Source organism: Lachnospiraceae bacterium, from assembly GCA_025758065.1.
GTDB lineage: Bacteria > Bacillota > Clostridia > Lachnospirales > Lachnospiraceae > Enterocloster.
This window is the reverse complement of the sequence record CP107199.1, coordinates 1,019,286-1,032,251: the sequence shown is the minus strand read 5'-3', so window position 1 is coordinate 1,032,251 and position 12,966 is coordinate 1,019,286. Positions and strand designations below refer to the sequence as shown.

Sequence of the window (12,966 nt, the reverse complement as noted above, 5' to 3'; positions counted from 1 at the left end):
TTAAAAACCCAACAGGCATACGATAACCGGCAGGAATACAGCAGGAAGCAGATTTGTGATCTTGATCTTTGTTCCAATGGTCAGATTTAAACCAAGGGCAAAAATAAGGATAGAACCGATACAGGAAAGGCGTCCGATCATCAGGTCGGTAAGATATGGCTTTACCAGGCCCGCAAGAAGAGTGATGCCTCCCTGGTAAATACCAATGGGAAACATGGAAAATGCCACTCCAATACCCATGGATGCGGCAAAAACAACGGAAAGCACACCGTCCATAACGGCTTTTGTAAAGAGTATGGTGTAATCATGGTTTAAACTGTCTTCAATAGAACCAACGATCGCCATGGCACCGATGCAGAAAACAAGGGAGGTGCTTACAAAGGCTTCTGTAAAGTTGGAAGTGGAAGCGCCCCTTGGAAGTTTGGATTTGACCCAGTCTCCCAGATTTTCCATTTTCTGTTCCAGATCCAGCCACTCTCCGATGGCTGCGCCTACGGCCATGCAGATGACTACGACTAATGTGTCCTTGGTCTCAAAGGTAGTTCCCGATACATTCATCAGACCCTTGATAGCCCCTGTAATGCCTACAAAGATCAAACAAAGGCCAACTGCGCTGGAAATAGTAGTCTGCAGCCGCTTTGGAATACCATTTTTTAATAAAAGTCCCAGGCCGCTTCCTATAAGTATGGCAGCCATATTTACAAGTGTACCTAAGCCAGTCATATGTAAAACCTCACAATATCTCAATGTGTTTTGAAAATAACAAGGACATATTACCATATTTTCGGGGAGATGGGAATAAAGATTTAAGGGAAAAGAGGAGTCTATACAGCGGTCGGACTGGCAGAAAATACAGGAAAAATGGCGGTTTGGGAAGATGCCTGGGGTTTACAGTGTCCGTCAGAGCAAGTATAATAATAGTGATTGCGCACCATAGATGAAAGTCAGTTGTTACGTGCCGCTGGCACTCCCACAACTGCCGCCAGTATTCGTAATCCGGGCTGTCGCCCTGCTTACTCATACCGGCTTGGTTGCCAAATGTCTATGGTTCCTTGCGTGCAAGCACGCAGTCCCCATAGCCGCTTGGCAACACTTTCATAGTAAATAATTTAAAGAAGCGAGGATATAAACATGAAAAAGCTGGAAGAATATGTAAGAAGCATCCCGGATTTCCCGGAACCTGGCATTATTTTCAGGGATGTAACCACCATCCTTCAGGATGCAGACGGCCTGCACCTGGCAGTGGACAGCATCCGCAACATGTTAAAGGATGTAGATTATGATGTAGTAGTAGGCCCTGAATCCAGAGGATTTATTTTTGGTGTGCCGGTTGCCTATGCAGAGCACAAGGGTTTTGTACCGGTCCGTAAAAAGGGCAAACTGCCATGTGAGACTGTTTCAGTAAAATATGCCCTGGAATACGGCACCGCAGAGATCGAGATGCACAAGGATTCTATTACTCCGGGACAGAAGGTGGTTATTATCGATGACCTGATCGCTACCGGCGGTACTACAGAAGCGATCATTAAGCTGATCGAAGGCCTTGGCGGCAAAGTAGTAAAGATCTGCTTTGTAATGGAATTAGCAGGCCTTAAGGGAAGAGCGCTTTTAAAAGGGTATGATGTAGATTCTGCCATTATTTATGACGGAAAGTAATTGGTGCGCTGCACCTTGCTTTTTTATTTAAAAAAAATTATAATGATAACTAATTATTCGTAAAAAGGTGGCCACATATATGGGAAAAGAGGGAACAAAAGAAAAACTGGATATAGAGCTTGAGGCTCCGGCGGACTTTACCAGTCCGGAAGTATTGTACCAGGATCTGGTAAAGACAATCCATAAATATCATCCTTCCGATGATATTTCCATGATCGAAAAGGCATATAAGATCGCAGCACAAGCCCATAAGGATCAGAAGAGAAAGTCCGGAGAGCCTTATATCATCCATCCTTTATGTGTGGCTATTATTCTGGCTGATCTGGAGATGGACAAGGAGACCATTGCAGCAGGACTTTTACATGACGTAGTAGAAGATACGGTCATGACACTGGATGAGCTGACTAAAGAGTTTGGACCAGAGGTTTCTTTTCTGGTAGACGGCGTTACAAAGCTGACCCAGTTAAACTGGGATAAGGATAAAGTGGAGATCCAGGCAGAGAACCTGCGAAAGATGTTCCTTGCTATGGCAAAGGATATCCGGGTCATCATCGTTAAGCTGGCAGACCGTCTTCACAATATGCGTACCGGTCAGTACTGGAAGCCGGAAAAGCAGAAGGAAAAAGCAAGAGAGACCATGGAGATTTATGCTCCTATTGCAGACCGTCTGGGTATTTCCAAGATCAAGATCGAATTAGATGACTTATCACTTAAATTTTTAAAGCCGGAAGTCTACTATGACCTGGTAGAAAAGGTAGATCTGCGTAAAGATGCCAGGGAAGCTTTTGTCCAGTCTATTGTAGATGAAGTAAAGGCACATTTAGACGAAGCAGGTATTGAAGCTACTGTAGGCGGCAGAGTAAAGCATTTTTTCAGTATTTATAAGAAAATGTTAAAGCAGAACAAGACTCTGGACCAGATCTATGATCTTTTTGCTGTTCGTATTATGGTAGATACGGTAAAGGACTGTTATGCGGCACTTGGCGTGATCCATGAAATGTACAAGCCGATCCCAGGTCGTTTTAAAGACTATATCGCTATGCCGAAGCAGAACATGTACCAGTCCCTGCATACAACTCTGATCGGCAGCACCGGACAGCCATTTGAGATCCAGATCCGTACTTATGAGATGCACCGCACCGCTGAGTATGGTATTGCTGCTCACTGGAAATACAAAGAGAGCGGAAGCGGACAGGTTGCCGCAGGAAAAGAAGAAGAAAAATTAAGCTGGCTGCGCCAGATCCTGGAATGGCAGCGTGATACAGATGATTCCAAAGAGTTTTTAAGCATGGTAAAGGGCGATCTTGATCTGTTCTCTGACAGCGTTTACTGCTTCACCCCATCTGGTGATGTAAAAACTCTTCCAAGCGGCTCCACACCTATTGATTTTGCTTATTCCATACACAGTGCAGTGGGAAATAAGATGGTTGGAGCAAGAGTCAACGGAAAACTGGTTCCTATTGAATATCAGATCCAGAATGGCGACCGTATTGAGATCATCACCTCCCAGAATTCCAAGGGGCCAAGCCGAGACTGGCTGAAAGTGGTACACAGCACACAGGCTAAAAATAAGATCAATCAGTGGTTCAAGACCCAGATGAAAGAGGACAATATCATCCGCGGCCGTGACGCCATTGACCGTTATTGTAAAGCAAAAGGCATTAATCTGTCGGAACTTTCCAAACCGGAATTTATGGAAAAGGTAATGAAACGTTATGCCTTTAAGGATTGGGATTCTGTTTTGGCATCTATTGGACATGGCGGCCTGAAAGAAGGCCAGGTCATCAACAAGATGTTAGAAGAACGGGAGAAGAAGCTAAAACGGGAGATCACGGATACAGAGGTTTTAGACGGCATTGCTGATACTGACGGAAGAAGCGGTGAAGCTACAGTCCGTAAAAATAAGAGTGGGATCGTGGTCAAAGGACTTCATGATCTGGCAGTGCGTTTCTCCAGATGCTGTAATCCGGTACCTGGTGATGAAATCGTTGGTTTTGTTACCAGAGGAAGAGGTGTTTCCATTCATCGTACAGATTGTATCAATGTGATCAACTTGCCGGAAGATGAAAGAGGAAGACTGATCGATGCAGAATGGCAGGTAGAGGAAAATTCTTCCAGCACAGAGCAGTATTCCACAGAGATCCAGATTTTTGCAAACAACCGGATCGGTCTTTTTGCAGATATTTCCAAGGTATTTACAGAAAAGCAGATCGATATCACTTCCATGAACGTGCGCACCAGCAAGCAGGGCCGTGCGACGATCATTATGACTTTTGATATCCATGGAACAGAGGAACTGAACCGTATTACAGATAAGATCCGCCAGATCGACGGTGTTCTGGATATCCAGAGAACCACCGGTTGATAAATTTGTGCCTGTAACTGTTTGCGACAGCAGACGGTTTGTATAATAAAAGGAGAATTATGAGCAATAACTTCAGGATAAAGACTATGGTGCTTGGAATGGTAAGCACAAACTGTTATCTGGTCTACAATAACGATACAAAAGAAGGCGTAGTGGTAGATCCGGCAGATAACGGAGCCTATATTTTAAATAAATGCAGCGAACTGGGGGTAACACCGGTGGCAGTGCTTTTGACACATGGGCATTTTGACCATATTATCGGAGTGCCTGAGGTAAAACGGGCGTTCCACCTTCCTGTCTATGCTTCTGAAACAGAAGATGCCATGCTGGCAGATACGTCTTTGAACCTGTCCTGTCATCTGCCGGGAAAACAGACCAGTTTCCATGCAGATGTACTGGTCCGTGATGGGGACGAATTAGAACTTTTAGGATATAAATGGAAGGTGATTGCTACTCCCGGACACACATCTGGTTCTGTCAGCTATTATATTCCCCAGGAGGGAGTCCTTCTTTCCGGCGATACGCTGTTTTATGAGTCTTACGGCCGTACAGACCTGGCAACAGGAAGCAGCAGTGATATAACAGATTCACTTTTAAACAAATTATTTGTGCTTCCGGAAGATACCATGGTTTATCCGGGACATGGTGATCCAACTACCATTGGTTATGAAAAAGAACACAATCCTATTCCGTATTACAGATAGAAAGCAGGAAAAAAATGATCGGATTATTAATACAGGATAATGCGTATGAACAGGACATCAGAGAACTTCTGATGTCTTTTTATCCGGGTGAGACTTATGCCCATGAAGTAAAAGAGAACATTGATTTTTATGTGCAGACCAGATTAAAAGATGGGGAAGCTGTCATTGGGATCTGGGAAAAACTGGAAAAGGGGGAAGAAAGCGCTGGCGCAGCTGTTAATGCAGCTGGTGTTGAAGCAAAAGATAGCGCAGTAGCTGTTGAAAAGCAGGCGGATTCAAACATGTTCGCCCCAGAAGGACTGGAAGGCTGGACACTGACCGCCCATTTTGCAGGAAAAGCAGACTTATCAGACCACTCCGCTACCAAAAATGTGATAAAAAAATTATTCTACCAGATGCTTGTAGGACGCACCGGCCATGAACTTCCATGGGGATCTCTTACGGGGATCCGTCCTACCAAGATCGCGTTGAGCCGTCTGGAAGATGGCTGGAAAGAAGACGATATCCGCAGGTTCATGAAGGAAACTTATATGACCAGCGATGAAAAGATCAATCTGAGTGTTGAGATCGCAGCAAGAGAAAAGCACCTGATGGAACCGATTAATTATGATAGTGGCTACAGTCTGTATGTAGGTATCCCGTTCTGCCCTACTACCTGCCTGTATTGTTCCTTTACCTCTTATCCTATCAGCAAGTGGAAAGGCCGTACGGGACTGTATCTGGAAGCTTTATTTAAAGAACTGGAATATACAGCGGAAAAGATGAAGGAAAGACCTCTTGACACCATTTATTTTGGCGGCGGTACACCTACTTCACTGCCGGCAGAGGACATTGATGCTATTTTATGCAAATTAGAGCAGCTGTTTGATACAAAAAATGTTCTGGAATTTACTGTAGAAGCAGGCCGTCCGGACAGCATTACAGAAGAAAAGTTAAAGGTTTTAGCTTCCCATGGCATCAGCCGTATCTCCATTAATCCCCAGACCATGAACCAGAAGACCTTAGACCTGATCGGACGCCGTCATACAGTGGAAAATGTAAAAGAAAAATTCCATATGGCAAGAGCGCTGGGATTTGACAACATCAACATGGACCTGATCATGGGACTTCCAGGAGAAGATCTGGATGATGTAAAACATACTTTAGAAGAGATCGAAGCCTTAAAGCCGGATTCACTTACCGTTCATTCTCTTGCGATCAAACGTGCTGCAAGACTTAATATGTTTAAAGAAGAATATGCAGACTTAAAGATCAGCAACACACCGGAAATGATCGCCTTAAGTGAAGCCTGTGCCCGCAGAATGGGCATGGAACCGTACTATCTCTACCGCCAGAAAAACATGGCAGGCAACTTTGAAAACGTAGGTTATTCCCTTCCGGGAAAGGCATGTCTGTACAATATTTTGATCATGGAGGAGTTAGCAACAATCGTCGCCTGCGGCGCCGGAACTACCACAAAAGTGGTGTTCCCGTCTGAAAACCGCAGAGAGCGCTGCGAGAATGTAAAGGAAGTAGAACAGTATATCAGCCGGATCGATGAGATGATCGGGCGGAAAGAGAAGATTCTTTACTAAAATGCTTGCAAAATCAGGAAAGTTCATTACAATAAAAAAGGAATAGTATAGTATATAGAAAGTACTAGTATATCGTTTTCAAAATAACTATACCACTCACTTGTCTGGGAATCTGATCGCACAGTTCTAAAAGCTTCAGCGTAGCCTGCTACGCCTGCATTTTTAGACCTGCATACTCAAATCCGCATCCTATGTGATTAGTACAGTTATTTACGAAATGATGTACTAGTAGAATTAAAATGTACTTAAAAGATTAGGGAGAAAAATATGGCATTAACAAAGAAGCCGGTTACCGGCATGAAAGATATCACTCCTGCAGAGATGCAGATCCGCGAATATGTTATGAACCAGATCCGCGAGACCTACAAGGGCTTCGGCTTTTCTCAGATCGAGACTCCTTGTGTAGAGCATATTGAAAACCTGACCAGCAAGCAGGGCGGTGACAATGAGAAGCTGATCTTTAAGATCTTAAAGAGAGGTGACAAGCTGAATTTAGAGACTGCAAAGGAAGAAAATGATCTGGCAGACAGCGGTCTGCGTTATGACCTGACATTGCCGTTGTCCCGTTATTACGCAAATAACGCAGCAAACCTTCCAAGTCCTTTTAAGGCATTACAGATGGGAAGCGTATGGAGAGCAGACCGTCCTCAGAAGGGCCGTTTCCGCCAGTTTACCCAGTGCGATATTGATATTTTAGGCGATCCTACCAGTCTGGCAGAGATCGAACTGATCTTAGCTACCACCACTGCATTAAGCAAGATCTGCCCGGACAATGCATTTACTGTAAGAATCAACGACAGAGGTATCCTCTTTGGCATGGCACGTTACTGCGGTTTTGCAGAAGAGGCTATGGACAGTGTTCTGATCACACTGGATAAAATGGACAAGATCGGTTTTGAGGGTGTTGAGAAAGAACTTCTGGAAAATGGAAATGCTCCTGAAAGTGTAAGCCGCTATATGGAGATCCTTCGTACCGTTACCAGAGATGCAGATGGTGTTAAGAAATTAGGTGAGACCTTAAAGGATGTTATAGATCCGGCTGTATGCCAGGGACTGGTACACATTATGGAGACTGTAAAAGATGTAGCAGAGGCTGATTTTGGTCTGGAATTTGACCCGACTCTGGTACGTGGAATGTCCTACTACACAGGAACCATTTTCGAGGTTTCCATGGAGGGATTCGGCGGTTCTGTAGCAGGCGGCGGAAGATATGACAAGATGATCGGCAAGTTTACCGGTATGGAGACACCTGCATGTGGATTCTCCATTGGTTTTGAACGTATCGTTACCATCCTCTTAGACAATGGCTTTACTGTTCCAGGGGCTGGACAGAAGAAGGCATTCCTCTTTGAAAAGGGAATTGACTCTGCTTCTTTAGCTGCAGTGATCCGTGAAGCAATGGAAGAGAGAAAGAATGGCGTTCAGGTTCTGGTAGCCCAGATGAACAAAAACAAGAAGTTCCAGAAGGAACAGCTTGGAAAAGAAGGCTATCAGGAGTTTAAGGAATTTTATAAAGAAAGCCTGAAACATTAATCATACTTATTAAACAGAAAGCTTATGAAGTAATAGTTATAGAAGGAGAAAAATCATGGCAGAATCAATGGTAGGACTGAAGCGGTCCCACAGATGTACAGAATTAACGTCTGCCCAGATCGGCGAGAAAGTAACCGTCATGGGCTGGGTCCAGAAGAGCAGAAACAAAGGCGGAATTATTTTCGTTGACTTAAGAGACCGTTCTGGTATCCTTCAGATCATTTTCGAGGAAAATGACTGTGGAACTGAAAACTTTGAGAAAGCTGAGAAATTAAGAAGTGAATTTGTTATTGCAGTAGAAGGCCGTATAGAAGCACGTTCCGGCGCTGTAAATGAAAATCTGGCTACAGGTGCCATCGAAGTAAGAGCAGAGTCTTTACGTATCCTGGCAGAGTCTGAGACACCTCCTTTCCCAATTGAAGAAAAGAGCAAGACAAAAGAAGATTTACGTCTGGAATACCGTTTCCTGGATCTTCGCCGTCCTGATATCCAGAGAAATCTGATCCTGCGCAGCCGTGTTGCTACTCTGACCCGTGCATTTTTAGCAGAAGAAGGATTTTTAGAGATTGAAACCCCAACTCTCATCAAGAGTACACCAGAGGGTGCAAGAGACTACCTGGTACCAAGCCGTGTACATCCAGGCTCTTTCTACGCACTTCCACAGTCTCCACAGCTGTTTAAGCAGTTACTGATGGTTTCCGGTTATGACCGTTACTTCCAGTTAGCACGCTGCTACCGTGATGAGGATCTTCGCGCAGACCGTCAGCCTGAGTTTACCCAGATCGATATGGAGCTTTCTTTCGTAGATGTTGATGACGTTTTAGACGTAAATGAGCGTCTGTTAAAGAAGCTGTTTAAGGAGATCTGCAACTATGATCTTCAGCTGCCCATCCAGCGTATGACCTGGAGAGAAGCTATGGACCGTTTTGGTTCTGACAAACCAGATCTTCGTTTCGGAATGGAATTAAAGAACGTTTCTGAGGTTGTTAAGGACTGTGAATTTGTTGTATTTAAGGGCGCTTTAGAGAATGGTGGTTCTGTCCGTGGTATTAATGCAGAAGGACAGGGACATATGCCAAGAAAGAAGATCGATGCCTTAGTAGAATACGCAAAGGGCTTTGGTGCAAAGGGTCTTGCTTATATTGCAATTAATGAAGACGGCACCTACAAGTCTTCCTTCGCTAAATTCATGAAGGATGAAGAAATGGCAGCACTGGTTGCAGCTATGGACGGTAAGCCAGGTGACTTATTACTCTTTGCAGCTGACAAGGACAAAGTAGTATTTGACGTACTTGGCAACCTGCGTCTGGAGCTGGCAAGACAGTTAGACCTGTTAAAGAAAGATGACTTTAAGTTCCTCTGGGTAACAGAGTTCCCGTTATTAGAGTATTCCGAAGAAGAAGGACGTTTCGTAGCAATGCATCATCCATTTACTATGCCTATGGATGAAGACCTTCAGTACATTGATTCCGATCCAGGCAGAGTACGTGCAAAGGCTTACGATATCGTATTAAACGGCGTAGAAATGGGTGGCGGTTCTGTGCGTATCCATCAGGCAGATATCCAGTCCAAGATGTTTGAGGTCCTTGGCTTTACACCAGAAAGAGCAAATGACCAGTTTGGTTTCCTGTTAAAGGCATTTAAGTACGGAGTACCGCCTCACGCAGGTCTGGCATATGGCTTTGACCGTATGATCATGCTCATGGTTGGCGCAGACAGTATCCGTGACGTAATCGCATTCCCGAAGGTAAAGGATGCTTCCTGTCTTATGACAAAGGCACCGGCACCTGTAGATCCAAAGCAGTTAGGGGATCTGGGAATTGAAGTGATTCCAGAAGAAAAGGAAGAATAGGAAATGACAAAGAAGCCTCTGAAGAGTTAATTCTTCGGGGGCTTTTTCTGTTCTATGTATTGTTGACTAAGGTCCGAAAGCCACCGGTACACATGACAGATGCGCATTTGGGAGAAAATCCTTTGTTTGTGGGCTTGCGCCGCCTATTGTCAGAACTGCGAACCAAACTCGCACGCTTTGCATGCTCAAACAGTGGTTCTCCGTTCTGACGCTATGCGCGCCCACTCACGGATTTTCAAACAAATGCTTATTCTGTCATGTGTACCGGCGGCTTTCTACGTTATTGGCAATAAAAAATGTAGGATCAAACCAATAAGCAGTTTTCATGTGGGTGGGGGATTGTATTTAAGTACGGCATTTTTTATGTGACATATCCAATACAGTAGAAAGGGCTCACCCATGTATAATAAGCATTCGGTAGGCAATTTTGTCCATTTTGTGAGCATAGCTGGTAGGTTGGAGGCACTGTTTGAGCGAACGCAGTGAGCGAGTTTGCCGGAGACCTACCTAATCGGCGGCGGAGCAAAATGGACAAAATTGCCGTGAATGCGTTTATACATGGGTGAGCCCTTTCGGACCCTATTGAACTAAATTCAAAGTTTGACTCATAAAAATGGATCAGACTTGGAAATATATTGCTTTAGAAATTAATTTGTCAGTACACTAGACAGAAATACTTTTGATCGTTATGCTGTTTAAAGCAATAAATCTTGCCATTCTTTCGGATAATTAAGTATAATACATGACAGAAGATAAAAAAATTTCAGCACACAGGAGACATGATCATGAATCTGAAGGAACAGGAATACGTCTGTGCACTGGCAGAAAACGGAACGATTACAGCAGCGGCAAAGGAGCTTTTTATTTCCCAGCCTGCATTAAGCATATACATTAACAATCTGGAAAAATCCCTGGGAGTCCGTTTATTTGAACGGGTGGGAAAGCAGTTTATCCTTACCTATGCGGGGGAGCAGTATGTGGAAAAGGCGAAGCTTATTTTGCAGCTGAGCCATGAACTGGATGAAAAATTAAAGGATATTACAGGAAATTACAGCGGACGCATCCGCATCGGGGTCCAGCTGCGCCGGGCGACCGGATTTTTGCCCCCTGTTATTGCCTCTTACGAAAAGGAATTTCCGGGAGTGGAAGTGATCCTTTGTGAAGGAACCATGAAAGAATTAAAAGAAAGTATCCAGAATTTTAAAGCAGATCTGCTTTTATGCAATAGCGTAGACCTGCCTCCCTATATGAATAGTTTTGTGGTATTTAAAGAACATCTTCTTATTGCTGTCCCAAAAGACCATCCCATTAATGAAAAGGCAGTCTGGGAAGAAGGAAAAGACCTTCCAAGTCTGGACCTTTTCTGGCTGAACGGGGAAAAGCTTATACTGGCAAAACAGAATCAGAGCATCCGCAGGGATTCAGAATGTATATTAAATAAAAATGGAGTAAGGCCGGGAAAAATACGGGAGATACGCAGCATAGAAACTGCCATGCAGATGGTAGGAGAAGGACTGGGGATCGGATTTAACCGGGAAAGCTATGTGATGTATATGAAAAAGCAGGAAAATGTGCGGTATTATTATATGCGTAATATTGACAGTGCCACTGATTTTGTGCTGGCATACAGGAAAGAAATGCCAGTGACCGGCTATATGCAGCGTATGATCGATATGCTTATGGCGCATGGAAGAGAATGTGAGAAAATTTTTCCACAGGTAATCCGGCAGCATGGATGTCAAAATGCCTTTTAATCCCAATATCGTCATTATTTATTAAATTTATATAAAGAATAAATAAAATCAAATATACTTCCATGCTTTAGCGTGATAAAATAATAAAAAAATACGGAAGGAGTATTAAAAATGGCAGAAAAAAACAAAAAGACATTTAAAATGCCTCACACATTTGTGATCATGATGGTCATCATCTTGTTCGCAACCTTACTAACCTGGATCATTCCGGCAGGACAGTATGTGCGTGTGGAAAACGCAGACGGAGTAAAGGTAGTAGACCCGAACCAGTTCTCCTTTATTGACCGCTGTCCAGTTAACCCACTTCTGATTCCTCTTTACATTGTAAATTCCATGTGTAAGAGAGTGGATCTGATGTTAGTCATCATCTTCTCAGGCGGTGCGTTTGACCTGATCAGCAAATCCGGCGCTCTTCATTCTGCAGTAGCCCGTGTTGCAAAGGTATTCCAGAACCGTCTGTATATCTTTATCCCGATCATGACTACCATCTTTGCGTTGATCTGTACCACTCAGGGTGTAAACCAGTTCATCGCATTTGCTCCTGTAGTTGTAATGATTACACTGGCAATGGGACTTGACTCCATTGTTGGTGCGGCGATCATCCTGTTAGGCGGCGCAGTTGGTTTTGCAACCGGTACTGTAAACCCAAGTACCACTGTTGTTGCCCAGAAGATCGCAGAACTGCCGCTGTTTTCAGGAATCCAGTACCGTGCAGTCTGCTTCGTGGTATTCCTTATTATTACAAACATTTATCTGGTAAGATATGCTTTAAAGATCCGCAAGCATCCAGAGCTAAGCCCAATGTATGACCTGGACAGCCAGAATGAGCAGAAAGACCTGGATATTGACTCTTTCGGAACCATGGATGTAAGAAAAACCCTGATCATCATCGCTCTGGTTGCAGCTTTAGCCGGTATGGTAGTTGGTTCTGTTAAGTTTGGCTGGGATATGCCGGAGCTGGCAGCTGTATTCGTAGGACTTGGTATTGTAGTTGGATTTATTGCAGGAGAAACACCTTCTAATATGTCAAAGTTATTTGTTGAAGGCTGTAAGAAGATGCTGACAGCTGCTATGATCATCGGTCTTGCAAGTGCCATCGCAAGTATCATGAGCGCAGGAAAGATCGTAGATACTGTTGTATACGCACTGGCTTCCTGCCTGCGTCATACACCAAGCTTCTTTATGGCTCCTGCAATGTATATTGCAAATACACTGATCAACTTTGTAATTGTATCTGGCAGTGGACAGGCGGCAGCTATCATGCCGATCATGATCCCGGTATCTGACCTGTTAGGTGTTACCCGTCAGACCAGTGTTCTGGCATATAATTTCGGTGATGGTTTCTGTAACTATATTCTGCCTCATTCTACTGCTCTTATGGGTATCATCAGTGCTGTTAACATCCCATATGACCGTTGGCTGAAGTTTATGTGGAAACTGTTCCTGATCTGGGCAGTTACAGCATGTATTATGACAGCAATTGCCCAGGGTATCCATTTAGGACCGATGTAATGTCCGGAGGGGAATT

The 12,966-nt window shown here is 44.1% G+C and carries 9 protein-coding genes; 8 read left to right on the top strand and 1 reads right to left on the bottom strand.

Annotation, left to right across the window (positions count from 1 at the left end; all coding sequences use genetic code 11):
- Positions 1-723, bottom strand: a complete 723-nt coding sequence (locus OGM16_04770) for a DUF554 domain-containing protein (protein ID UYJ47591.1) — start codon at positions 721-723, stop codon at positions 1-3.
- A gap of 408 nt (positions 724-1,131) precedes the next feature.
- Between OGM16_04770 and OGM16_04765 the strand changes: the two genes are divergently transcribed.
- The 8 genes from OGM16_04765 to OGM16_04730 all read left to right on the top strand — a co-directional run bounded on the left by OGM16_04765 (position 1,132) and on the right by OGM16_04730 (position 12,950).
- Positions 1,132-1,656, top strand: coding sequence for an adenine phosphoribosyltransferase (locus tag OGM16_04765; protein ID UYJ47590.1), 525 nt, complete (start codon positions 1,132-1,134; stop codon positions 1,654-1,656).
- A gap of 79 nt (positions 1,657-1,735) precedes the next feature.
- Positions 1,736-4,021, top strand: a complete 2,286-nt coding sequence (locus OGM16_04760; GenBank protein ID UYJ47589.1) for a bifunctional (p)ppGpp synthetase/guanosine-3',5'-bis(diphosphate) 3'-pyrophosphohydrolase — start codon at positions 1,736-1,738, stop codon at positions 4,019-4,021.
- Positions 4,022-4,080: 59 nt separating this feature from the next.
- Entirely contained in the window at positions 4,081-4,725 is a 645-nt protein-coding gene (locus OGM16_04755; GenBank protein ID UYJ47588.1) for an MBL fold metallo-hydrolase, read from the top strand.
- Between the two features lie 14 nt (positions 4,726-4,739).
- Positions 4,740-6,299: a coproporphyrinogen dehydrogenase HemZ gene (gene hemZ / locus OGM16_04750; GenBank protein UYJ47587.1), complete on the top strand. Its 1,560-nt coding sequence runs from the start codon at positions 4,740-4,742 to the stop codon at positions 6,297-6,299.
- Positions 6,300-6,566: 267 nt separating this feature from the next.
- Complete coding sequence (gene hisS, locus OGM16_04745) at positions 6,567-7,832, top strand: histidine--tRNA ligase (protein ID UYJ47586.1); 1,266 nt, start codon at positions 6,567-6,569, stop codon at positions 7,830-7,832.
- Positions 7,833-7,887: 55 nt separating this feature from the next.
- On the top strand, positions 7,888-9,684 hold the full coding sequence (gene aspS, locus OGM16_04740; protein ID UYJ47585.1) for an aspartate--tRNA ligase: 1,797 nt from the start codon (positions 7,888-7,890) through the stop codon (positions 9,682-9,684).
- A gap of 785 nt (positions 9,685-10,469) precedes the next feature.
- Complete coding sequence (locus OGM16_04735) at positions 10,470-11,438, top strand: LysR family transcriptional regulator (GenBank protein ID UYJ47584.1); 969 nt, start codon at positions 10,470-10,472, stop codon at positions 11,436-11,438.
- A 111-nt stretch (positions 11,439-11,549) separates the two neighbouring features.
- Positions 11,550-12,950, top strand: a complete 1,401-nt coding sequence (locus OGM16_04730; GenBank protein ID UYJ47583.1) for a TIGR00366 family protein — start codon at positions 11,550-11,552, stop codon at positions 12,948-12,950.
- Positions 12,951-12,966: the final 16 nt, after the last annotated feature.

Coding starts and splice junctions, on each gene's coding strand:
- OGM16_04770 (UYJ47591.1), bottom strand. CDS start 723: ATGACTGGCTTAGGTACACTTGTAAATATGGCTGCCATACTTATAGGA.
- OGM16_04765 (UYJ47590.1), top strand. CDS start 1,132: ATGAAAAAGCTGGAAGAATATGTAAGAAGCATCCCGGATTTCCCGGAA.
- OGM16_04760 (UYJ47589.1), top strand. CDS start 1,736: ATGGGAAAAGAGGGAACAAAAGAAAAACTGGATATAGAGCTTGAGGCT.
- OGM16_04755 (UYJ47588.1), top strand. CDS start 4,081: ATGAGCAATAACTTCAGGATAAAGACTATGGTGCTTGGAATGGTAAGC.
- hemZ (UYJ47587.1), top strand. CDS start 4,740: ATGATCGGATTATTAATACAGGATAATGCGTATGAACAGGACATCAGA.
- hisS (UYJ47586.1), top strand. CDS start 6,567: ATGGCATTAACAAAGAAGCCGGTTACCGGCATGAAAGATATCACTCCT.
- aspS (UYJ47585.1), top strand. CDS start 7,888: ATGGCAGAATCAATGGTAGGACTGAAGCGGTCCCACAGATGTACAGAA.
- OGM16_04735 (UYJ47584.1), top strand. CDS start 10,470: ATGAATCTGAAGGAACAGGAATACGTCTGTGCACTGGCAGAAAACGGA.
- OGM16_04730 (UYJ47583.1), top strand. CDS start 11,550: ATGGCAGAAAAAAACAAAAAGACATTTAAAATGCCTCACACATTTGTG.